22 protein-coding genes are annotated in these 20604 nt (G+C 66.6%); 16 read left to right on the forward strand and 6 right to left on the reverse strand.

Features of this window, described 5'->3' with window-relative positions; genetic code table 11:
- Window positions 1–109: 109 nt before the first annotated feature.
- Window positions 110–541 carry an NUDIX domain-containing protein gene (locus tag KM176_RS08335; RefSeq protein WP_160891239.1) on the reverse strand — a complete coding sequence of 144 codons (432 nt, stop codon included), beginning with the start codon at window positions 539–541 and terminating at the stop codon, window positions 110–112.
- A gap of 91 nt (window positions 542–632) precedes the next feature.
- On the opposite strand from KM176_RS08335, the gene hslO reads away from it, so the two are divergent.
- The 6 genes from hslO to KM176_RS08365 all read left to right on the forward strand — a co-directional run bounded on the left by hslO (window position 633) and on the right by KM176_RS08365 (window position 7098).
- Window positions 633–1622 carry an Hsp33 family molecular chaperone HslO gene (gene hslO / locus KM176_RS08340; protein ID WP_160891238.1) on the forward strand — a complete coding sequence of 330 codons (990 nt, stop codon included), beginning with the start codon at window positions 633–635 and terminating at the stop codon, window positions 1620–1622.
- Entirely contained in the window at window positions 1612–2214 is a 603-nt protein-coding gene (locus tag KM176_RS08345) for a CoA pyrophosphatase (RefSeq protein WP_160891237.1), read from the forward strand. The genes hslO and KM176_RS08345 overlap by 11 nt, the downstream gene beginning before the upstream one ends.
- On the forward strand, window positions 2211–3371 hold the full coding sequence (locus KM176_RS08350) for a CCA tRNA nucleotidyltransferase (RefSeq protein ID WP_160891236.1): 1161 nt from the start codon (window positions 2211–2213) through the stop codon (window positions 3369–3371). Before KM176_RS08345 ends, KM176_RS08350 begins: the two co-directional genes overlap by 4 nt.
- A gap of 38 nt (window positions 3372–3409) precedes the next feature.
- Window positions 3410–5257: an ABC transporter ATP-binding protein gene (locus KM176_RS08355; protein ID WP_160891235.1), complete on the forward strand. Its 1848-nt coding sequence runs from the start codon at window positions 3410–3412 to the stop codon at window positions 5255–5257.
- Window positions 5258–5296: 39 nt separating this feature from the next.
- Window positions 5297–6511: a class I SAM-dependent RNA methyltransferase gene (locus KM176_RS08360; RefSeq protein ID WP_160891234.1), complete on the forward strand. Its 1215-nt coding sequence runs from the start codon at window positions 5297–5299 to the stop codon at window positions 6509–6511.
- A gap of 89 nt (window positions 6512–6600) precedes the next feature.
- Entirely contained in the window at window positions 6601–7098 is a 498-nt protein-coding gene (locus tag KM176_RS08365; RefSeq protein WP_160891233.1) for a L,D-transpeptidase family protein, read from the forward strand.
- 108 nt (window positions 7099–7206) lie between these two features.
- On the opposite strand, the gene dalA is transcribed toward KM176_RS08365, so the two are convergent.
- A complete protein-coding gene (gene dalA, locus KM176_RS08370; RefSeq protein WP_160891232.1) occupies window positions 7207–7767 on the reverse strand; it encodes a divisome-associated lipoprotein DalA in 561 nt (186 codons plus the stop codon).
- 180 nt (window positions 7768–7947) lie between these two features.
- Here dalA and KM176_RS08375 point away from each other — a divergent pair, with 180 nt between their 5' ends.
- Window positions 7948–8562: a L,D-transpeptidase gene (locus KM176_RS08375; RefSeq protein WP_160891231.1), complete on the forward strand. Its 615-nt coding sequence runs from the start codon at window positions 7948–7950 to the stop codon at window positions 8560–8562.
- A gap of 157 nt (window positions 8563–8719) precedes the next feature.
- Window positions 8720–8902 carry a hypothetical protein gene (locus tag KM176_RS08380; RefSeq protein ID WP_160891230.1) on the forward strand — a complete coding sequence of 61 codons (183 nt, stop codon included), beginning with the start codon at window positions 8720–8722 and terminating at the stop codon, window positions 8900–8902.
- Window positions 8903–9016: 114 nt separating this feature from the next.
- Here KM176_RS08380 and hemH read toward each other — a convergent pair whose 3' ends face one another.
- Both hemH and KM176_RS08390 read right to left on the reverse strand, forming a co-directional pair.
- Window positions 9017–10057 carry a ferrochelatase gene (hemH, locus tag KM176_RS08385; RefSeq protein WP_160891229.1) on the reverse strand — a complete coding sequence of 347 codons (1041 nt, stop codon included), beginning with the start codon at window positions 10055–10057 and terminating at the stop codon, window positions 9017–9019.
- 96 nt (window positions 10058–10153) lie between these two features.
- The gene (locus tag KM176_RS08390) at window positions 10154–10981 is read right to left on the reverse strand and encodes a methyltransferase domain-containing protein (protein WP_160891228.1); all 828 of its coding nucleotides are present in this window, start codon (window positions 10979–10981) and stop codon (window positions 10154–10156) included.
- On the opposite strand from KM176_RS08390, the gene KM176_RS08395 reads away from it, so the two are divergent.
- The 3 genes from KM176_RS08395 to KM176_RS08405 all read left to right on the forward strand — a co-directional run bounded on the left by KM176_RS08395 (window position 10980) and on the right by KM176_RS08405 (window position 12603).
- Complete coding sequence (locus KM176_RS08395) at window positions 10980–11738, forward strand: ComF family protein (RefSeq protein WP_160891227.1); 759 nt, start codon at window positions 10980–10982, stop codon at window positions 11736–11738. The two genes, KM176_RS08390 and KM176_RS08395, sit on opposite strands and share 2 nt — an antisense overlap.
- Before the next feature lie 35 nt (window positions 11739–11773).
- Entirely contained in the window at window positions 11774–12034 is a 261-nt protein-coding gene (gene grxC / locus KM176_RS08400) for a glutaredoxin 3 (RefSeq protein WP_160891226.1), read from the forward strand.
- 125 nt (window positions 12035–12159) lie between these two features.
- Window positions 12160–12603 carry a MarR family winged helix-turn-helix transcriptional regulator gene (locus KM176_RS08405; RefSeq protein WP_160891225.1) on the forward strand — a complete coding sequence of 148 codons (444 nt, stop codon included), beginning with the start codon at window positions 12160–12162 and terminating at the stop codon, window positions 12601–12603.
- A 102-nt stretch (window positions 12604–12705) separates the two neighbouring features.
- On the opposite strand, the gene ubiG is transcribed toward KM176_RS08405, so the two are convergent.
- Window positions 12706–13455: a bifunctional 2-polyprenyl-6-hydroxyphenol methylase/3-demethylubiquinol 3-O-methyltransferase UbiG gene (gene ubiG / locus KM176_RS08410; protein ID WP_160891224.1), complete on the reverse strand. Its 750-nt coding sequence runs from the start codon at window positions 13453–13455 to the stop codon at window positions 12706–12708.
- 53 nt (window positions 13456–13508) lie between these two features.
- Between ubiG and pip the strand changes: the two genes are divergently transcribed.
- From pip to infB, 5 genes are all read left to right on the forward strand, one after another.
- Complete coding sequence (gene pip, locus KM176_RS08415) at window positions 13509–14477, forward strand: prolyl aminopeptidase (RefSeq protein ID WP_160891223.1); 969 nt, start codon at window positions 13509–13511, stop codon at window positions 14475–14477.
- A 239-nt stretch (window positions 14478–14716) separates the two neighbouring features.
- Window positions 14717–15301, forward strand: a complete 585-nt coding sequence (gene rimP, locus KM176_RS08420; RefSeq protein WP_160891222.1) for a ribosome maturation factor RimP — start codon at window positions 14717–14719, stop codon at window positions 15299–15301.
- 3 nt (window positions 15302–15304) lie between these two features.
- Window positions 15305–16930 carry a transcription termination factor NusA gene (nusA, locus tag KM176_RS08425; protein WP_160891221.1) on the forward strand — a complete coding sequence of 542 codons (1626 nt, stop codon included), beginning with the start codon at window positions 15305–15307 and terminating at the stop codon, window positions 16928–16930.
- Window positions 16931–16949: 19 nt separating this feature from the next.
- The gene (locus tag KM176_RS08430) at window positions 16950–17540 is read left to right on the forward strand and encodes an RNA-binding protein (protein WP_160891220.1); all 591 of its coding nucleotides are present in this window, start codon (window positions 16950–16952) and stop codon (window positions 17538–17540) included.
- A 42-nt stretch (window positions 17541–17582) separates the two neighbouring features.
- Window positions 17583–20093: a translation initiation factor IF-2 gene (gene infB, locus KM176_RS08435; protein WP_215558771.1), complete on the forward strand. Its 2511-nt coding sequence runs from the start codon at window positions 17583–17585 to the stop codon at window positions 20091–20093.
- Window positions 20094–20310: 217 nt separating this feature from the next.
- On the opposite strand, the gene KM176_RS08440 is transcribed toward infB, so the two are convergent.
- A complete protein-coding gene (locus KM176_RS08440; RefSeq protein WP_202397679.1) occupies window positions 20311–20451 on the reverse strand; it encodes a hypothetical protein in 141 nt (46 codons plus the stop codon).
- Window positions 20452–20604: the final 153 nt, after the last annotated feature.

The following is a 20604-nucleotide window of genomic DNA, read 5'->3' on the forward strand; positions in this document are numbered from 1 at the left end:
TTTGGGGTCGGGGCGGGGCGGGGCGGGGGGGGGGGGGGGGGGGGTGGGGGGCGCTGCCCCCCGGCGCCTGCGGCGCCTCCCCCCGAGGTATTTGGACCAAGAAAATGGATCAGAGCAGGCTTTGCAGCACCGCCGCGTCGCCTTCGCTGCCGACGGCTTCGGCGGCCAGTTCCGGGGCCATCCAGAGGGCGGAGTGATGCGGTTCCTTCGGCGCGGAGCGGCGCAGCACCGGACGGGCGAGGAAGACGTGGCAGATCTTTTCCGCCTGGATTTCGTATTCGGGCATCCAGACGAAGCGGCGGTAGCTGGTGAGCAGGCGCGGCGCGGCGATGCTCCAGCCGGTTTCTTCCCAGACTTCGCGGTGCAGGGCCTGGATGGCAGTTTCGCCGGGATCGATGCCGCCGCCGGGCAGCTGGACCTCGGGTTCCGGTTGTGCCTGGAAGGTCACCAGCAGCTTGCCGTCGCGGGGCAGGATGGCATAGGCGCCGGGGCGCAGCGTGTATTTCTGGCCCGCGAGGGCCGGTTTTCCGTAACGACGCATGGGAGGTCTCCGTCTCTCGGGGGTTGAAGAGGGTTGCCTTGCCCCTTACCTCGCACCGGGTTATGCCAAGAGCAAGCGCACAGGACATCACATGACCATCGGCACCAAACTCGCCTGGGACGATACCGTACTTCCGTTCCAGCTCGACAATGCAGACATTCGCGGCCGGATCGCGCGGCTCGACGGGGTGCTGGACGGCATCCTCAAGCAGCACGACTATCCTCCGACCGTCGAGGCCCTCGTGGCGGAAATGGCGCTGCTGACCGCGCTGATCGGCCAGACCATCAAGCTGCGCTGGAAGCTGTCGCTGCAGGTGCAGTCGGACGGCCCGGTGCGGATGATCGCCACCGATTACTACGGCCCCGAGAAGGACGGCGAGCCCGCCCGCATCCGCGCCTACGCGAGCTTTGACCGCGACCGCGTGAGCGAGGGCAATCCCTTCGACCAGATCGGCAAGGGCTACTTTGCCGTGCTGATCGACCAGGGCAAGGGCACCGTGCCCTACCAGGGCCTGACGCCGATCGCCGGCGGCTCTCTGCGGGCCTGCGCAGAGGCCTATTTCGCCCAGTCCGAACAGCTGCCGACCAGCTTCAACCTGTCCTTCGGCCTGTCGACCGAGGCGGGCGGCATCCAGCACTGGCGCGCCGGCGGCGTGATGCTGCAATCCATGCCCAAGCCGGGCGAGCATGTCGCCAATGCCGAGGGCACCGGCGAGGGCGGGCTGCTGCTGGCCCAGGACCTGGTCGAGGGCGAGGCGGAAGAGAACTGGAACCGCGTCAACTTCCACCTCGATACCGTCGAGCAGCTGGAACTGATCGGCCCCTCGGTGTCGCCCACCGATCTGCTGGTGCGCCTGTTCCACGAGGAGACCCCGCGCGTCTTTGACAGCCAGTCGGTGCGCTTCGGCTGCACCTGCTCGGAAGAGCGCGTGCGCCAGAGCCTGTCGATCTACTCTTCCAAGGACATCGAGAAGATGACCACCGAAGAGGGCATCGTCACCGCCGACTGCCAGTTCTGCGGCGCGCATTACGAGATGGATCCGAAGACGCTGGGCTTCGAGGCCGGACAGGATGAAGGCTGACCCTGCGGTCTTCGACAGAATTGCCGGGGCGCTTGCGCGGCCCGGCGACCCTTCGTCGGATTTCGATCTGAACCCGCCGCTGGCCCTGCCGCCGGGGCGCAGGCTGCGGCCCGCCGCCGTGCTCTGCGCGATCGAAGAGGGGCCTGCGGGGTCCCAGGTCATCCTGACGAAACGCTCTTCCGCGCTGAAGCATCATCCCGGCCAGATCGCCTTTCCGGGCGGCAAGCAGGACGCGGGCGATGCCGATGCCACCGCCACCGCCCTGCGCGAGGCGCGCGAGGAGATCGGCCTGCCACAGGACTGCGTCGAGGTGCTGGGCTTCCTACCCCCGCACGAGACGGTCACCGGCTTTCAGGTCAGCCCCGTGGTGGCCCGCGTGCTGCATCCTTTCGAGGAATGCGCCGAGCCGGGCGAGGTCGCGGAGGTCTTCCGCGTGCCGCTGTCGCATCTGCTGCGCCCGGAAAGCTATTCGATTCAGTCGCGGCGCTGGCGGGGCAACAGACGCTACTACTATACCGTTCCCTATGGGCCCTACTACATCTGGGGGGCAACGGCCCGGATGCTGCGGGTTCTGGCGGAACGCCTGTCATGACCCGGCTGTCCGGGGACTGGCTGGAGGCGCCGGCAACGAGGGCGGTCTGCGCGGCGCTGCGTGCGGGCGGTCATCAGGCCTGGTTCGTTGGCGGCTGCGTGCGCGATGCGCTGCTGGGCATCCCGGTGGGCGACATCGACATCTGCACCGATGCCCGGCCCGACACCGTGCAGGCCCTGGCCGAGGCCGCCGGGCTGAAGCAGATCCCGACAGGCATAGACCATGGCACGATCACCATCGTTTCGGGCGGGGTGCCGCATGAGGTCACGACCTTCCGCCGCGATGTCGAAACCAACGGCCGTCACGCCGTGGTGGCCTTTGCCGACACCATGGACGAGGACGCCCGGCGCCGCGATTTCACCATGAACGCGCTCTATGCCTCTCCCGAAGGGGCGGTGCGCGACCCGCTGGGGCAGGGGCTGGCGGATCTGGCGGCCCGGCGCCTGCGTTTCATCGGCGATGCCGAGACCCGCATCCGCGAGGATTACCTGCGCACCCTGCGCTACTTCCGCTTCCATGCCCGCTTTGCCGATCCGCAGGGCGGCTTCGATCCCGAGGCGCTGGCCGCCATCGCCGCCACCCTGGATGGCCTCGAGACGCTCTCGGCTGAGCGCGTGGGGGCCGAGCTGACCAAGCTGCTGTGCGTCACCGATCCGGCGCCTGCGCTGGCCTGCATGGGGCAGGTCGGGGTGCTGGGACGGCTGCTGCCCGGGGCGGAGGCCAAGGCGCTGGCGCCGCTGGTGCATTTCGAACAGGCCACGGGCACCACGCCGGACTGGCGTTGCCGTCTGGCGGCGCTTGGGGGCGGCGATGTGGGCCAGGCGCTGCGGCTGTCGAAGAAGGATGCCGCCACCGTGGCGCTGCTGCGCGATGCGGTGGGCGCGATGTCCGGCCCGGCCGAGCTGGGCTATCGTCACGGGCCGGTCCTGGCGATGCAGGTGATCCTGCTGCGCGCCGCCCTGCTGGAGATGCCCCCGCCCCCCGATGCGCAGGCCCGCGCCAGCTTCGGCGCGGCGCAGGTCTTTCCGGTGAAGGCCGGGGATCTGCCCGCAACCGTGACGGGAGCAGAGATCGGCCGGACCCTGCGCAGCCTCGAATCCCGCTGGATTTCTTCGGATTTCACACTGGACCGGGCCGGGTTGCTGGGCGAGCATTGACCGCTCGCGGGTCCGTCCCGCGCGGAAAGGTAGGCCCCATGCTGCGTCCCGAAACCCTGATCGATCCCTTTGCCCCGGCAAAGGGCGCGCCGCCCCAGACCCTGCTGCGCTTCATCGGCTGGCTGCTGAAGGGCAGTTTTCCGGCGCTGATCCTGGCGGCGGCGCTTTCAGCGCTGGCCGGGGGGATGGAAGCCGCGACCGCCTGGATCCTGGGCCGGGTCGTCGACGGTGCCCAGGCCACCGGGCCCGAGGGCTTTCTGACGCCCGCGAACATCGGGATTCTGGCCCTGGCGGTGGGTTTCTTCCTGGTGGCGCGACCGCTGTTCTTCGGCCTCAGCTCGGCCACCAACTCCATGATCGTGATGCCCAATGTCTTCACGCTGGTGCTCTCGCGGCTGCATCGCTGGACCATGGGCCAGTCGGTGACCTTCTTCGACAATGATTTCGCCGGTCGCATCAGCCAGAAGCAGATGCAGACCGCCCGGGCCGCCACCGATGTGGCTTTCGAGACGATCAACACCGTGGCCTTCGCGCTGGCCTCCCTGGTCGGGTCGGCGGCGCTGATCCTGACGATCGACGGCTGGCTGGGGCTGGTCTTCGTGCTCTGGCTGGCGGGCTACCTGTCGCTGGTGCGCTGGTACATCCCGCGGGTGCGGGCACGGGCCGCGAAACGGGCGGCGGCGCGGGCCATGGTCTCGGGGCAGGTGGTGGACACGATCACCAACATCAAGACGGTCAAGCTGTTCGCCCATGCCGATCACGAGGACAAGGCGGCGCTTGGCGCGCTGGCCGGTTTCCGGTCGGCGGCGCTGCATTTCGGGCGGCTTTCGGCGCAGTTCCGTTTCACCCTGACGATCCTGGCCGGGGTGCTGCCGGTGCTGCTGGTGGGCGGCACGCTGCTGTCCTGGACCCAGGGCGGTGCCACGGTGGGCGACATCGTGGCGGCGGGGGCCATTGCCACCCGGGTCGCGCAGATGACCGGCTGGGTCAGCTTTGCCCTGATGGGGATCTACGGATCCGTGGGCGAGGTCGAGGATGGCATGAAGACCCTGGGCCGTTCGGTCCGGCTGCTGGACCGCGACGGCGCCCCCGCGCTTGCCGTGCCGGAGGGAGAGATCCGCTATCGCGACGTGACCTTCGCCTATGGCGGCCAGAAGGGTGGCATCCGCGGCATCGACCTGACCATCCACCCCGGAGAGAAGCTGGGCATCGTCGGTGCCTCGGGGGCCGGGAAATCGACGCTGGTGTCGCTGCTGCTGCGCCTCTACGACCCCGAGGAGGGCCGGATCGAGATCGACGGCCAGGACATCGGCGGCGTCACCCAGGACAGCCTGCGCCGCAATATCGCGCTGGTCACCCAGGACACCGCGATGTTCAACCGCTCTGCGCGCGAGAACATCCTTTACGGTCGCCCCGATGCCACCGAGGAAGAGATGATCGCGGCGGCCCGCAAGGCCGAGGCCGATCATTTCATCCGCGATCTGAAGGACTTCGAGGGGCGCAGCGGCTATGATGCCCGTCTGGGCGAACGTGGCGTGAAGCTTTCGGGCGGGCAGCGCCAGCGCATCGCCCTGGCCCGCGCCATCCTGAAGGATGCGAAAATCCTGGTTCTGGACGAGGCGACGTCGGCGCTCGACAGCGAGGTCGAGGCGCAGATCCAGGAGGCGCTGGAGCGGGTGATGGAGGGCAAGACGGTGCTGGCCATCGCGCACCGGCTTTCGACGATCAACCACATGGACCGCATCGTGGTGCTGGACCAGGGCCGCATCGCCGAGGTCGGGCCCCATGCCGAACTGCTGAAGCAGGGCGGGCTTTACGCACGCTACTGGGCGCGCCAGTCGGGCGGCTTCATCGGCACGGACGAGACCGAAGAGGCTGCGGAATAGGGCTTTGCCGGGCGGGGCTTCCGCTGTAAGGGGCCGGACATGGAACATCTCATCGAACGTCTCGGCCACCATGGCGACGGCGTGGCCCAGGGCCCCGTCTTCGCCCCCATGACACTGCCCGGTGAAACCGTCAGCGGCACGCTGAACGGCGAGCGACTGGAGAACGTGAAGATCCTCACGCCCTCTCCGGATCGCGTGGCCGCGCCCTGCCGCCACTTCCGGTCCTGCGGGGGCTGCGCCGTGCAGCACGCGGGCGAGGACTATGTTGCGGCCTGGAAGCTGGGGATCGTGCGCACCGCGCTCGAGGCCCAGGGGATCGAGGCCACGTTCCTGCCCGTCGCCACCTCTCCGGCGCGTTCGCGTCGCCGCGCCGCGCTTTCGGCCCGCAAGACCAAGGGCGGGGCCATGGCGGGCTTCCACGGGCGGGCCTCGGATGCGATCGTCGCGGTGCCCGACTGCCAGCTGCTGCACCCCGACCTGATGCAGGCGATCCCCGCCGCCGAGGCCCTGGCCGTCGCCGGCGGTGCCCGCAAGGGAGAGCTTTCTGTGCTGGCAACCCTGTCGGACGGTGGCCTGGACGTGGCCGTCACCGGCGGCAAGCCGCTGGACGAGGCGCTGCGCATGGGGCTGACCGCCACCGCGCAGCAGCTGGGGCTTGCGCGCCTGTCCTGGGACGGAGAGACCATCGTCACCCTGAACCCGCCGGTGCAGCGCTTTGGCCGCGCCCGGGTGGTGCCGCCGCCGGGATCCTTCCTGCAGGCCACCGCCCATGGCGAGGCGGTGCTGCGTGATGCCGTGCTTGAGATCGTCGGCGGCGCCCGGAAGGTCGCGGACCTGTTCGCGGGCTGCGGCACCTTCGCGCTGCCGCTGGCAGAGCGCGCCGATGTTCTGGCGGTGGAGGGCAGCAAGGCGATGACCGCCGCGCTGGAAGAGGGATGGCGCCGCGCCGGCGGGCTTCATGCGCTGAAGGTGCAGGCCCGCGACCTGTTCCGCAACCCGCTGGAGGGCGAGGATTTCAAGGGCATCGACGCCGTGGTTATCGACCCGCCGCGCGCCGGTGCGGAGGCGCAGATGCGCGCCCTCGCCGGCAGCAAGGTGCCGGTGATCGCCGCCGTCTCCTGCAACCCGGTGACCTTCGCCCGCGATGCCCGCCTGCTGCTGGAGGCCGGCTATGTCCTGGGCCCGGTGCAGGTGGTCGACCAGTTCCGCTGGTCGCCGCATGTGGAGCTGGTCGCGGCCTTCCGCCTCACATGATCGCGAGGGTCGTCTGCTCTCTTCTGCGATGCACGCGGAAGTGATATGAATCAGCTAGGCAGAAAACCTGAATCATAATCGGGGCAAACATGAAACGGGCAGTGATTTTCCTGGCCCTGGCGCTCACCATGGCGCTGGCAGGCTGTGGAGCAAAGTCGATCCGGACCTATGACGGGCCGGACGTGACGCGGATTCTCGTCTACAAGGGCGACCGCAAGATGTACCTGATGCACGGCGGGCAGCCACTGAAGGTCTACAATATCAAGCTGGGCTTCGATCCGGTGGGGCCGAAGCAGTTCAGCGGCGATGGGAAGACGCCCGAGGGCACCTACCTGATCGACCGGCGCAATCCGAACTCGCAGTTCCACCTCTCGGTCGGGATCTCCTATCCCAACCCGCAGCAGATGGCCTTCGCGTCGGAGCAGGGCAAGCAGCCCGGAGGCGACATCTTCATCCACGGCGCGCCGAACTCCGGTGCCGACGTGGTGGGCGACTGGACGGCGGGCTGCATCGCCGTCACCAATGCCGATATCGAGGAGATCTGGTCGATGGTTCCGGACGGGACGCTGATCACGATCTACCCCTGAGGCACCCTTTCGCGGCTTCGGCCCGAGTGTTGCAAAAAAGCCCGGCATCGCAGGATGTCGGGCTTTTTTACTAGCATACTTCCGCCGATGCTTCGGCGGAAAGGTGCCTCAGGAACCGCTGCGATCGACGCGTTCGGTGCCCGGATCGGGCAGGGTGGAGCCGACGACCATGGTCCACCAGATCTTGCCGGTGGGCTCCTGGTACCAGGCCAGGCCCATGTCGGTCGCGGATTTATCAAGCATCACGCGGCGGGTGTCTTCCTCGTTCGACCAGGCTGCGAGGGTCTCCAGCTCGGTCTCGTAGGTCTCCGAGATATCCTCGCCGACAAGGCGACCCTGGTAGCCCACGCGCTCCACCCGGTCGATCGGGGAGGAGCCGTCGGAGCCAAAGTGCCAGGGGCGATTTTGTCTAGACATATCAAGGGAATGGGTGGCTGCCGCGGCGGTCAGCTTGGCGTTCAGCTGCAGCGGCGGAGCGCCCGCGGCGGCGCGCAGAGCATTGACGGAGTCGAGGACTTCGTAGGGGATCTTGCTCTCCGCATCCCGGGGCATCTTGTAGACTTTTGGCAAGGGTTTGCCGTCCGGTCCCATGCGTGGCGCCTGCGGCGTGGTAGTGGAGCACGCCGAGAGGGCCAGCGTTGCCGAGATCAAGAGAGGTAGAATGCGCATTCAGATCCTGCCCGATTAGGTGTGTTGGAAACCCGCTTAGCGCGGCGCAAAGACCTTAGCAAACGCACAAGCGGGTGAGAAAGTTCGCTGACACTTGTGTGAGTTGCCGCTACACGCTCTCAGCCCTACCTTTTGGCGGCATTTTCGGTGCATACGTACCGCGAGGTTACGGAGTCCTTCATGAAACCCAACAACAAGACCACGCGCCGTGCCTTCCTGGCCAGTGGCGCCGCGCTGATCGCCACTCCGGCGCTGGCGCAGACCCATTCCGCCGCCTACGAGGCGCCGTTCGAAACCCCCGAGGCAGTCGAACGCGATCCGGCCAAGGCGGCACGGCGCAACATCTCGTCCTTCCGGACGCTGGACTGGCAGCCGTATTTCGACAACACCAAGAACGGTGTGATCCTGGTCGATATCGACAGCCGGGCGCTGCATTTCTGGTCCGAGGACCAGTCGATCTACAAGCTCTATCCGACCTCGGTGCCGCTGACCGAGGACCTGACGCGCCGCGGCCGCACCCGTGTCGTGCTCAAGGATCCGCATCCCGACTGGCGCCCGACGCCGGCGATGAAGGCGCGCGATCCGGAATGGCCCGATTACATCCCGCCGGGCCCGGAAAACCCCCTTGGCACCCGCGCCCTGCACCTGAGCTGGACCTACTACCGGATCCACGGAACCCAGGATACGCGCAAGATCGGACGCCAGTCCTCGAACGGCTGCATCGGCCTTTATAACCAGCATATCGAGGAGCTTTACGACCTCGCCGTGGTGGGGACGCAGGTGTTGCTAATTTGACCACAGGTCGGCGACAAGCGTAGGGCGAAATCCAACTTGGAATTGCTTTTGATCCGGCGCGTTCTATTACATCAGACTCACGAGGTAAGTCTTAGAGCCGCCCTCAATGTGTCTGGCGATCGTGTTCAGGACAGGCGGCAATTATCTGGAGGATAACATGAAGAAACTCGTTCTCGCAGCCGCTCTCGCAGGCGCCGCAACCACCGCTTCCGCAGGCTCGCTGGCTCAGCCGGTCATCGAAGCACCGGTCGTCGTCGAAGAGACCACCAGCTCGTCCACCGGCATCATCGTGCCGCTGATCATCCTGGCCGTCGTCGCTGCTGCAGTCGCATCCAACTGATCGCGCTGCACAGAGAATAGAAAAGGCGGTGGAGCGATCCACCGCCTTTTTCTTTTGTCCCGACGTTGCGCGGGGCCGTGCCGAAACGGCCGCCGCGGCTGGGCAGGGGGCTGCTCAGGCGATCCAGCCCTGCAGGTTGGCCTCGATGCTTTGCATCAGCGCCGCGATATGGGCGTCGTCGTCGTTCAGGCAGGGGATGTAGGTAAAGCTTTCGCCGCCGGCATGGACAAAGCTTTCCCGGATCTCCTCGTTGATCTCCTCCAGCGTCTCGATGCAGTCGGCCGAGAAGGCCGGCGACATGATCGCGATGCGCTTCTTGCCGGCCTGGGCCAGGCGCGCGACCTCTTCGACCGTGTAGGGCTTCAGCCATTCCTCGGGGCCGAATTTCGACTGGAAGGTGGTGATGATCCGGTCATCGGCCAGGCCCAGTTTTTCCTTCAGAAGGCGCGTCGTCTTGTGGCAGTGGCAGAAGTACGGGTCGCCCTCGTGCAGGTAGCGCTCGGGCAGGCCGTGGTAGGAGCACACCAGGATGTCGGGCTGTTCCGCCATCGGCGCCAGCACCCGCGTCACCGAGGCGGCCAGCGCATCGGTATAGGCGGGGCTGTCGAAATAGGGCGGCAGGGTGCGCGCGGCGGGCTGCCATTTTTCGTCCATCAGGGCGCGGAAGAACTGGTCGTTGGCCGTCGCCGTCGTGGCCCCGGCATATTGCGGGTAGAGCGGGCAGAATAGGATCTTGGAACAGCCCTGCGCCACCATCCGCCTGACCACCGACTTGGTGGAGGGGTTGCCGTAGCGCATGCAGTAATCGACCACGACATTGCCTTCGCCGTAGCGCGTTTCAAGCGCGGTCTTCAGCTTGGCGTGCTGGGCCTTGGTGATCGTCATCAGCGGGGATTCGTCGGCCTCGTTGTTCCAGATCGACTTGTAGGCCTTGCCGGATTTCGACGGGCGCACCGTCAGCACGATGCCCTGCAGGATCGGCTGCCATTTCCAGGCCGGGTAGTCGATCACCCGCTTGTCCGACAGGAACTCCGACAGGTAGCGCCGCATGGAGCGGTAATCGGTGCCATCCGGCGTGCCGAGGTTGGCGATCAGGATGCCGACCTTTTCGCGCGGCAGCGCGGGGTGGTCGGCGGGGCGGACGGCGTCTGTCATTTGGGCACTCCTGAACTGGTCCGCCCCCGAGATAGCCGCTTGGACCGGCAGGTCAATGGGCGGGGGCGCGGGGCGGCTGTGCAGGACGCCCGGGGATCAGGATTTCAGGGGCTTTTCCGAGGTTCCGAGCGCCGCCGCCAGAGAGGTCATGGCCGAGCCGGGCCGCAGCGGTTGCTGCTGGCTTTCGTGGGGCGACCAGCCGGTCAGGGTGATCAGCTCGAACGTGGCGGGCACGCGGCCCTCGGGATCCGCGTAGCTTTGCTGGTACAGCTCCAGCGCGCGCAGGAAGACGGCACGCCGGGTCGGGCGGCGCAGCCGGTCGTTCAGGGCATTGCCCTCGCCCATGGTGCGCAGGTCCTGAAGCAGGCGCAGCGGGTTGGCATATTGCACGCGGGTGCGGTCGTTGTCGGCCACCGGCAGGGCCAGGCCCGCACGTTGCAGCAGGGCACCCAGGTCGCGCACCTCGCCCATGGGGGCAATGCGGGGCGACAGGCCGCCGGTCACCTCGATCTCGGCCTGGCCGAGGCAGGCGCGCAGCTCGCTCAGGGTTTCGCCGCCGAAGAAGACGCCCAGGAACAGCCCGTCGGGGCGCAGGGCGCGGCGGCACTGGATCAGCTGGCCCACCGGATCGTTGCGCCAGTGCAGGTCCATCACGTGGATCACCAGGTCGGCCTCGCCCTCGGCAAGGGGCAGGGTGTCGGCGGATTCGACCAGGCGGGGGGCAACCGGCAGATCCGCCGCAAGCCCCTGCCAGTGCGCCGGAAAGGGTGTGATCAGCACCGCGTCGGTAAAGCTTTTCTTAACCATGGCCAGCCGATCCTGAAGGTCCTGTGCGACCAGGTCGTGCAGGAACAGGCCCTCGGGGGTGGCACGGGCGCGGCGGCGGGCAAGGGCTGCCATATCGGTAAGGATGGGCTGGGTCATGGGATGGTTAGATAAGCGCCTTCAGGGCGCGGTGCAAACGGCGTTGCGGGTGATCTACCCGGCCCGCTGCCTGAGCTGCGGCGGTCAGGTGGAAAGCGATTTCGGCCTTTGCGCGGGCTGCTGGGCCGAGACGCCCTTTCTGGGCGGCACGGTTTGCGACAGCTGCGGCGCCCCGCTGCCCGGCGGCCCCGACGCGCAGGCCGCCCGGTGCGACCAGTGCCTTGCGGATCCGCCGCCCTGGACGCGGGGCCGCGCGGCGATGATGTACGAGGGGATGGGGCGACGGCTGGTGATGGGGCTGAAGCATGGCGATCGCCACGACATTGCCGCCCCCGCCGCCGACTGGCTTCTGGAAAGCGCCGGCCCCCTGATCCGGTCGGGGATGATCGTCGCGCCGGTGCCGCTGCACTGGCGGCGGATGATGTCGCGGGGCTACAACCAGTCCGCGCTTCTGTCGCGGCACTTAGCGGCGCGGCTGGCGGCGCAGGGCGCGCGCGACCTGCCCGACCTGCTGGTGCGGCGGCGCGCGACGCCAGGCCTGGATCACCGCAGCCGGGCCGAGCGGCACATGCTGCTGGAGGGCACCATGGCGGTGGACCGGCGCCACCTGGAGGTGCTGCGGGGCCGTCCGGTGCTGCTGGTGGACGATGTGCTGACCAGCGGCGCGACCTTTTCCGAGGCGACGCGGGCTTGCGTGGCGGCAGGTTCCGGGCCGGTTTCGGTTCTGGCTCTGGCGCGCGTGGCCAAAGCGCCTTAGGTTGCGGGGAAATCCCGGAACCGGAGGCCCCTCCCATGCAGCCGATCGACATCTACACCACCCCGACCTGCGGCTTCTGCCAGGCCGCAAAGCGCCTGCTGACCCAGAAGGGCGCCGCCTTCAACGAGATCGACGTCAGCGCCGATCCCGACCTGCGCCAGGCGATGATGACCCGTGCCAGCGGCGGCTACACGGTGCCGCAGATCTTCGTCGGTGCGACCCATGTCGGCGGTTGCGATGACCTTTACGCGCTGGAACGCGCCGGCAAACTCGACGCGCTGCTCGAAGGCGCATGACGACGGCCGGCGTCCGGAGCGCCCGGGCGGGGCAGGGCGGAGGCCCTGCCTCTTGCCGCGTCGCCGGATGCCGACCCTTCCCTGTCCGCGACCTCTCCGTCGCGCCCAAGACCTGACACCAGACCATGAGCGACGCCCGCAATTCCCTCGCCATCGCGCTGTTTTCCGAGATCCTGGCAGCCGATCAGCTGATCCGGAACCGCCTGTCGAAGGTGCTGCCCAAGGGGATGGAGCTGTCGCATTTCTCGGTGCTGAACCACTTGGCGCGGGCCAATACCGAACGCAGCCCGGCACAGCTGGCGCAGAGTTTTCACGTCACGCGCGGGGCGATGACCAACACGCTCTCGAAGCTGGAATGGGCGGGATACGTGCATATCCGCCCGGACTGGGACGATGCGCGGCGCAAGATGGTGGCGATCAGCCCGGCGGGCCGGATGGCGCGCGATGCCGCGCTGGCCGCCATCGCGCCGATGTTCGCGCAGGTCGTCGACGAGATGAGCGAGGACAAGGTGCGTGCCGTGCTGCCGATCCTGCGGGAGCTGCGCGGCAAGCTGGAAGAGGATCGCTGAAGGGGGGCTCTGCCCCCGTCTCCTGCGGAGACTCCCCCGGGATATTTTCGGCCAGATGACAGGGAGCCGGGCGGGCCCGGACCCCTGATCTGGGTGCATGGTTCACGCAGGGCGCAGGGCGGCGGTGACGTAGTTCACGCTGAGGTCGCGGTCACTGATCTTCCACTGCCAGCTGATCGGATTGAAGACGTATCCCTTGCGGTCGACCGGGGTCATGCCGGCCCGGGAGATCAGCGCGTAAAGCTCGTCCGGGGTAATGAACTTGGCCCAGTCATGGGTGCCCTTGGGCAGCCAGCGCATCACCCATTCCGCGCCCACGATCGCCATGGCGAAGCTTTTCGAGTTGCGGTTCAGCGTCGAGCACAGGTGCAGCCCGCCGGGCTTCAGCAGGTCGTGGCAGGCGCTGAGGTAGGTCAGCGGATCGGCGACATGTTCGACCACTTCCATGTTGAGGACGATATCGAACTGCTCGCCGGCCTCGGCCATCGCCTCGGCCGAGGTGTGGCGGTAGTCGATCTCGAGGCCCGATTGCGCGGCATGGGCCTGGGCGACGGGGATGTTCCTGCCGGCGGCATCGACGCCGACGACGGTGGCGCCGAGGCGTGCCATCGGTTCGCACAGCAGGCCGCCGCCGCAGCCGATATCGAGCAGGCGCAGACCCTTGAAGGGGTGCGGGTCCTTCAGATCGCGGGAGAATTCCGCGGCGATCTGGGTCGTGATATATTCCAGCCGGACCGGGTTCATCATGTGGAGCGGCTTGAACTTGCCCGTGGGATCCCACCACTCGGCGGCCATGGCCTCGAACTTGGCGACCTCGGCCGGGTCAATTGTGGACGACTTGTCGGTTTGCATTCCGCGCTCCTTGCGGTCATGGTGGCTCGGACCCCCTTCTACAGGGAGAAGTGATGGATAGGAACTCGGGGCAAAGAGCCGCAGGCCAGGTGCTGTATCCGCCGGTCGATCCGTTCGACCAGCGCATGCTGGATGTCGGCGAGGGCCACACGATCTACGTGGAGCAGTCCGGCAATCCCGAGGGCGTTCCGGTCGTGGTGCTGCATGGCGGCCCGGGGGGCGGCTGCTCTCCGGCGATGCGGCGCTACTTTGATCCGGCCCGTTACCGGGTGGTGCTGTTCGACCAGCGCGGTTGCGGGCGCTCGCGTCCCTTCGCCGGGGTCGAGGCCAATACGACCTGGCACCTGGTCCGCGACATCGAGAGGATTCGAGAGACGCTGGGCATCGACAGCTGGATCGTCTTCGGCGGCTCCTGGGGCGCCACCCTGTCTCTGATCTACGCCCAGGCCCATCCCGAGCGCACCCGTCACCTCGTCCTGCGCGGCGTCTTCCTGATGACCCGGTCCGAGCTTGACTGGTTCTACGGCGGCGGGGCCGGCGCCTTCTGGCCGGAAACCTGGGCGCGTTTCGTGGCGCCGATCCCCGAGGAGGAGCGCGACGACCTGATCGCGGCCTATGCCCGACGCCTTTTCACGGGCAACCAGGCCGAGGAGGTGACCTATGCCAAGGCCTGGTCGGCCTGGGAAAACGCCCTCGCCTCGATGTCCTCCTCGGGCCATGGAGGAGAGCCCCCGGGCCAGTATGCCCGCGCCTTCGCCCGCCTCGAGAACCACTATTTCACCCATCTCGGCTGGCTCGAGGACAACCAGATCCTCGACCAGGTGGACCGGATCGCCGATATTCCCGGCCATATCGTGCAGGGCCGCTACGACATGATCTGCCCACCGCGCATGGCCCATGCCCTGCACCGCGCCTGGCCGAAATCCGACCTGAGGATGATCCCGGATGCCGGTCACGCCCTGTCGGAACCCGGGATTTCGGCAGAACTTGTCCGCATCATGAATACCCTCGTGCCGGCCTGATCTCGGGGGCTAACCGGCTCTTTCATCTGGCTAAAAATATCCCCGCCGGAGGCCCGGCGCCGCAACGCGGGGCCGGTTGCACGCCGCGCTCCCGTACCGGTTAACCCGATTTCCCTTGCGATTCGTGCGTCGGAGGCCTATATCCCCCTCAACAGCGGCGTGTCGGTGCCTCCGGGTCCGACGCTCCACCGGAAGCACCGACGGGCCGCGCGCCCGTTTTTTTGTACCCGGATCATCCCATGACCGATCTCATCGCGAAAACCGCCATCGATCGCCGCCTGGCCGAGATCGTCGCCCCCGTCCTGCTGGACATGGGCTTCGAACTTGTGCGCCTGCGGCTGATGGGTGGCGAGACCAAGACCCTTCAGATCATGGCCGAGCGCCCCGACGGCGGTATCGACGTCGACGAATGCGCCGACATCTCGAACGCGGTCTCCGCCGTGCTCGATGTCGAGGACCCGATCACCGACAACTACACCCTCGAGGTCTCGAGCCCCGGCATCGACCGGCCGCTGACGCGCCTGAAGGATTTCGAGACCTACGAGGGCTACGATGCCCGCCTCGAAACCGCAGAGCTGGTCAGCGGGCGCAAGCGCTTCAAGGGCGTTCTGGCCGGCGTGGAGGAGGACGAGGTCCTCATCAACATCGAGGATCAGGGCGAGGAAGTGACCGTCGGCCTGAAATTCGACTGGCTGGCCGAGGCGAAGCTCGTGCTGACCGACGAACTGATCAAGCAGATGCTGAAGGCCCGCAAGGATGCCGGCGTTCTGAACGAAGAGAATTTTGACGAGATCGAGACCGATCCGGACTCCCAGGAGGACTGAGACATGGCCATCACCTCTGCCAACCAGCTGGAGCTGCTCCAGACTGCCGAGGCCGTTGCCCGCGAGAAGATGATCGACCCCGGGCTGGTGGTCGAGGCGATGGAGGAATCCCTCGCCCGTGCCGCCAAGAGCCGTTACGGCTCCGAGATGGACATCCGCGTGAAGATCGACCGCAAGACCGGTCGTGCCACCTTCACCCGCGTGCGCACCGTGGTCGCCGACGAGGAGCTGGAGAACTACCAGTCCGAGCTGACCGTCAAGCAGGCCAAGCAGTACATGGCCGATCCGCAGATCGGGGACACTTTCGTCGAAGAGGTCCCGCCCGTGGAAATGGGCCGCATCGCCGCGCAATCCGCCAAGCAGGTGATCCTGCAGAAGGTGCGCGAAGCCGAGCGTGACCGCCAGTTCAACGAATTCAAGGACCGCGTCGGCACCATCATCAACGGTGTCGTCAAGCGCGAGGAATACGGCAACGTCATCGTCGATATCGGCACCGGCGAGGGCATCCTGCGCCGGAACGAGAAGATCGGCCGCGAAGCCTATCGTCCGAACGACCGCATCCGCTGCTTCATCAAGGACGTGCGCCGCGAGACCCGCGGCCCGCAGGTCTTCCTGTCGCGCACCGCGCCCGAGTTCATGTCCGAGCTCTTCAAGATGGAAGTGCCGGAAATCTACGACGGCATCATCGAGATCAAGGCCGTGGCCCGCGATCCCGGTTCGCGCGCGAAGATCGGCGTGATCTCCTACGACAGCTCGATCGACCCTGTCGGCGCCTGCGTCGGTATGCGCGGCTCGCGCGTGCAGGCCGTGGTGAACGAGCTTCAGGGCGAGAAGATCGACATCATCCCGTGGTCCGACGACATGCCGACCTTCCTGGTGAACGCGCTGCAGCCCGCAGAAGTCACCAAGGTGGTTCTGGACGAGGATGCCGAGCGCATCGAGGTCGTCGTCCCCGAAGAGCAGCTCTCGCTCGCCATCGGTCGTCGCGGCCAGAACGTGCGTCTGGCCTCGCAGCTGACCGGTCTGGACATCGATATCATGACCGAGGCCGAGGAATCCGCCCGTCGCCAGAAGGAATTCGAAGCGCGCACCAAGCTCTTCGTCGACAAGCTGGACCTGGACGAGTTCTTTGCCCAGCTGCTGGTGTCCGAAGGCTTCACCAACCTCGAAGAGGTTGCCTATGTGGATCTGGACGAACTGCTGGTCATCGACGGCGTCGACGAGGACACCGCGAAAGAGCTTCAGGCCCGCGCCGCGGACTGCCTGGAGGCCGAGGCCAAGGCGGCCCTCGATCACGCCCGTCAGCTGGGCGCCGAGGACAGCCTTATTGAATTCGACGGCCTGACGCCCCAAATGGTGGAAGCACTGGCGGAAGACGGCGTGAAGACGCTGGAAGACTTCGCCACCTGCGCCGACTGGGAGCTGGCCGGTGGCTGGACCACGGTCAACGGTGAGCGCGTCAAGGACGAAGGCCTCCTCGAGAAGTTCGAGGTCTCGCTCGAGGAAGCGCAGCACATGGTCATGAATGCCCGCGTCCTGCTTGGCTGGGTCGATCCCTCCGAGATCGAGCCCGAAGAGGAAGAGGCGGCTGCCGAAGATGAAGATGGCGCAGAGGAGTCCGAGGCGTAAGCCTCGGGTTCCCTGACCGATGTCTCGCGGTGGACAGAACAGGGACCCGGAAGCGGGTCCCGAACGCAAATGCATCGTCACGGGTGAGTCGCAGCCGAAAGGCGGCCTGATCCGTTTCGTTGTGGGTCCGGATGGGTCGGTTTTTCCGGACATCCTCGAAAAACTCCCCGGCCGGGGTATCTGGGTGTCCGCCGATCGCGCGGCCATCGAGACGGCCGCGAAGAAGAAACTGTTTTCCCGAGCGGCGAAACAGCCTGTGACGGTGCCCGACGGGCTGGCCGACATGGTTGAGAAGCTGCTGCTGCGCCACGTGACGGATCTTCTGGCACTGGCACGCAAATCCGGTGACGCCGTCACGGGTTACGAGAAGGTGAAGGACTGGCTGGCCAAGGAAGAGGCCACCACCCTGATCCAGGCCAGTGACGGATCGGGGCGCGGCAAGTCGAAACTGTCGACCCCCTACAAGGGTCACTACATCGGCTGGCTCACCCAAAATGAGCTGGGCTTGGCCTTCGGACGGGAATTTGTCATACACGCCGCCTTAGGAACTGGTGGTTTGAGCAAACGTGTTGTAGAGGAGGCCGCAAGGCTGAAAGGCATGCGCGCCTGACGTGAGGCGGGAGGGACCCGCCTGAAAGGAAGTATGGTCCATATGAGCGACAACGACGGCAAAAAGACTTTGGGTGTGCGCGGCGGCGGTCCCCGTTCGGGGAACGTGAAGCAGAGCTTCAGCCATGGCCGCACCAAGAGCGTCGAGGTGGAAGTTAAGAAGAAGCGTACCGTGACGAAGCCTGCCCCTGGCAAGGCTGCGGGCGGTAAGTCTTCGCTGGGCAACCCGTCTCGCCGTCCCGCCGGGATCACCGACGCGGAGATGGAGCGTCGCCTGAAGGCGGTGGCTGCGGCCAAGGCACGCGAGGCCGGCGAGGCCGAGCAGCGCGCCCGCGAGGAGCGTGAGCGCGAAGAAGAGCGCCAGCGCCGCCGCGAGGAAGCGGAGCAGAAGGAACGCGAGCAGCGCGAGGCCGAGGAAAAGGCCCGCGCCAAGGCGGAAGAGGAAGAGCGCAAGCGCAAGGAAGAGGAAGAGGCCGCCAAGCGTGCCGCTGCCGAAGCCGCTGCCGCGAAGACCGCTCCGAAGGACGATGCTGCCGGGGCAGCCCGTGGCGGTGCCGTTGCCGGCAAGCCCGCGCCCCGTGGCAAGGCCGCTCCCGTCGGCGAACGCACCGATCGCGAGGATCGCGGCAACAAGCGTGGCGCAGGCCGCGAAGATGGCCGTCGCTCCGGCAAGCTGACCCTGAACCAGGCCCTTTCGGGTGGCGAGGGTGGCCGTCAGAAGTCGCTCGCCTCGATGAAGCGCAAGCAGGAACGTGCCCGCCAGAAGGCGATGGGCACCCAGCAGCGTGAAAAGGTCGTGCGCGACGTCCAGGTGCCCGAGACCATCGTGGTGTCGGAACTGGCGAACCGGATGGCCGAGCGCGTTGCAGACGTGGTCAAGGAGCTCATGAAAATGGGCATGATGGTCACGCAGAACCAGACCATCGACCAGGACACCGCCGATCTGATCGTCGAGGAATTCGGCCACAACATGGTCCGCGTTTCCGATGCCGACGTCGAGGACGTGATCAAGTCCGAGGACGACAAGCCCGAAGATCTGAAGAGCCGCCCGCCGGTCATCACGATCATGGGTCACGTCGACCACGGCAAGACCTCGCTGCTGGATGCGATCCGTCACGCGAAGGTCGTCGCGGGCGAAGCCGGCGGCATCACGCAGCACATCGGCGCCTATCAGGTGCAGACGGATGGCGGCTCCACGCTGACCTTCCTCGACACCCCCGGCCACGCGGCCTTCACCTCCATGCGTTCGCGCGGGGCCCAGGTGACGGATATCGTGGTGCTGGTGGTGGCCGCGGACGATTCGGTCATGCCGCAGACGATCGAGGCCATCAACCACGCCAAGGCGGCGGGTGTGCCGATGATCGTGGCGATCAACAAGATCGACAAGCCGGCCGCAGATCCGGACCGCGTCCGCGCGGGCCTGCTGCAGCACGAGGTCATCGTCGAGAAGATGTCCGGCGACGTGCAGGACGTCGAGGTTTCGGCCCATACCGGCCAGGGCCTGGACGAGCTGCTGGAAGCCATTGCGCTGCAGTCCGAGATTCTGGAGCTGAAAGCGAACCCCGACCGCGCCGCCGAAGGTGCCGTGATCGAGGCGCAGCTGGATGTCGGCCGTGGTCCGGTCGCGACCGTTCTGGTCCAGAAGGGCACGCTGAAGCAGGGCGACATCTTCGTCGTGGGCGAGCAGTACGGCAAGGTTCGTGCGCTGGTGAACGACAAGGGCGAGCGCGTGAAGGAAGCCGGTCCCTCGGTTCCCGTCGAGGTTCTGGGTCTCCAGGGCACGCCGGAAGCCGGTGACGTCCTCAACGTGGTCTCGACCGAAGCCCAGGCCCGCGAGATTGCCGAATACCGCCGCAACGTCGCGAAAGAGAAGCGCGCCGCAGCCGGTGCCGGCACCACGCTGGAACAGCTGATGGCGAAGGCCAAGGCCGACGAGAACGTCTCGGAGCTGCCGGTCATCGTGAAGGCCGACGTGCAGGGTTCTGCCGAGGCCATCGTCCAGGCGCTGGAAAAGGTCGGCAACGACGAGGTCCGCGTGCGCGTGCTGCACTACGGCGTCGGCGCCATCACCGAAACCGATGTCGGCCTGGCCGAAGCATCGGGCGCCCCGGTGATCGGCTTCAACGTCCGTGCCAACGCACCGGCCCGGAACTCGGCCAACCAGAAGGGTGTCGAGATCCGCTACTACAGCGTGATCTACGACCTGGTGGATGACGTGAAAGCGGCGGCCTCGGGCCTGCTGTCGAACGAGATCCGCGAGAACTTCATCGGCTACGCGTCGATCAAGGAAGTCTTCAAGGTGTCCAACGTCGGCAAGGTTGCCGGCTGCCTGGTCACCGAAGGCGTGGCGCGCCGCTCTGCAGGTGTCCGCCTGCTGCGCGACGACGTGGTGATCCACGAAGGCACGCTGAAGACCCTGAAGCGCTTCAAGGACGAAGTCAGCGAAGTGCAGTCGGGCCAGGAATGCGGCATGGCCTTCGAGAACTACGACGATGTCCGCCCCGGCGATGTCATCGAGATCTTCGAGCGCGAGGAAGTCGAACGCTCGCTCTGAGGCCTGCGGGAAGGGGGCTCTGCCCCCGTCTCCTCCGGAGACTCCCCCGAGGTACTTGGAACAAGAAAATGCAGAAGGCGCGCCCGGGAGACCGTGGCGCGCCTTTGGCTTTCATCTTTCCTTAAATATGCCCGCCGGAGGCGGTCCGCCGCTTGCGGTCGGGCATGAAAAAAGGGACGGAGAACCGTCCCTTTGGGTCTTCGGTCTTGCAGGTCGCTCAGGCAGCGGCGGTCTGATTTACCGGAGTGCCGGAGAAAAGTTTCTCGCCCACACGGACTTCCACTTTCCCGTTCGGGAGTGCGCGGACGAACGTGCCCTGGACGGAAACGTAACGACCAATGGTGACGGTCTTCAGCATGGTGGTTTCCTTTCCCCCTTAAGAATTCGTAACTCCTGAATACCTCAAAAGCCGTTAACGGAATATCTAAAATTTACTCGGATTTCATTGTGACGTTACGAAAAACGGTCACAATCATGCGGCACCGCAGAAAAAACCCTTCGCAGATGCGAA

The sequence above is a fragment of the Pseudooceanicola endophyticus genome, assembly GCF_018760365.1.
GTDB lineage: Bacteria > Pseudomonadota > Alphaproteobacteria > Rhodobacterales > Rhodobacteraceae > Pseudooceanicola > Pseudooceanicola endophyticus.

Excerpts from the sequence above, each read along its gene's own strand:
- grxC (WP_160891226.1), top strand. The coding sequence starts at position 11,774 with ATGCAGCCGATCGACATCTACACCACCCCGACCTGCGGCTTCTGCCAG.
- hslO (WP_160891238.1), top strand. The coding sequence starts at position 633 with ATGACCATCGGCACCAAACTCGCCTGGGACGATACCGTACTTCCGTTC.
- dalA (WP_160891232.1), bottom strand. The coding sequence starts at position 7,767 with ATGCGCATTCTACCTCTCTTGATCTCGGCAACGCTGGCCCTCTCGGCG.
- KM176_RS08380 (WP_160891230.1), top strand. The coding sequence starts at position 8,720 with ATGAAGAAACTCGTTCTCGCAGCCGCTCTCGCAGGCGCCGCAACCACC.
- infB (WP_215558771.1), top strand. The coding sequence starts at position 17,583 with ATGAGCGACAACGACGGCAAAAAGACTTTGGGTGTGCGCGGCGGCGGT.
- hemH (WP_160891229.1), bottom strand. The coding sequence starts at position 10,057 with ATGACAGACGCCGTCCGCCCCGCCGACCACCCCGCGCTGCCGCGCGAA.
- KM176_RS08375 (WP_160891231.1), top strand. The coding sequence starts at position 7,948 with ATGAAACCCAACAACAAGACCACGCGCCGTGCCTTCCTGGCCAGTGGC.
- KM176_RS08395 (WP_160891227.1), top strand. The coding sequence starts at position 10,980 with ATGGGATGGTTAGATAAGCGCCTTCAGGGCGCGGTGCAAACGGCGTTG.
- KM176_RS08430 (WP_160891220.1), top strand. The coding sequence starts at position 16,950 with ATGTCTCGCGGTGGACAGAACAGGGACCCGGAAGCGGGTCCCGAACGC.
- KM176_RS08390 (WP_160891228.1), bottom strand. The coding sequence starts at position 10,981 with ATGACCCAGCCCATCCTTACCGATATGGCAGCCCTTGCCCGCCGCCGC.
- pip (WP_160891223.1), top strand. The coding sequence starts at position 13,509 with ATGGATAGGAACTCGGGGCAAAGAGCCGCAGGCCAGGTGCTGTATCCG.
- KM176_RS08440 (WP_202397679.1), bottom strand. The coding sequence starts at position 20,451 with ATGCTGAAGACCGTCACCATTGGTCGTTACGTTTCCGTCCAGGGCACG.
- ubiG (WP_160891224.1), bottom strand. The coding sequence starts at position 13,455 with ATGCAAACCGACAAGTCGTCCACAATTGACCCGGCCGAGGTCGCCAAG.
- rimP (WP_160891222.1), top strand. The coding sequence starts at position 14,717 with ATGACCGATCTCATCGCGAAAACCGCCATCGATCGCCGCCTGGCCGAG.
- nusA (WP_160891221.1), top strand. The coding sequence starts at position 15,305 with ATGGCCATCACCTCTGCCAACCAGCTGGAGCTGCTCCAGACTGCCGAG.
- KM176_RS08360 (WP_160891234.1), top strand. The coding sequence starts at position 5,297 with ATGGAACATCTCATCGAACGTCTCGGCCACCATGGCGACGGCGTGGCC.
- KM176_RS08350 (WP_160891236.1), top strand. The coding sequence starts at position 2,211 with ATGACCCGGCTGTCCGGGGACTGGCTGGAGGCGCCGGCAACGAGGGCG.
- KM176_RS08335 (WP_160891239.1), bottom strand. The coding sequence starts at position 541 with ATGCGTCGTTACGGAAAACCGGCCCTCGCGGGCCAGAAATACACGCTG.
- KM176_RS08365 (WP_160891233.1), top strand. The coding sequence starts at position 6,601 with ATGAAACGGGCAGTGATTTTCCTGGCCCTGGCGCTCACCATGGCGCTG.
- KM176_RS08345 (WP_160891237.1), top strand. The coding sequence starts at position 1,612 with ATGAAGGCTGACCCTGCGGTCTTCGACAGAATTGCCGGGGCGCTTGCG.
- KM176_RS08405 (WP_160891225.1), top strand. The coding sequence starts at position 12,160 with ATGAGCGACGCCCGCAATTCCCTCGCCATCGCGCTGTTTTCCGAGATC.
- KM176_RS08355 (WP_160891235.1), top strand. The coding sequence starts at position 3,410 with ATGCTGCGTCCCGAAACCCTGATCGATCCCTTTGCCCCGGCAAAGGGC.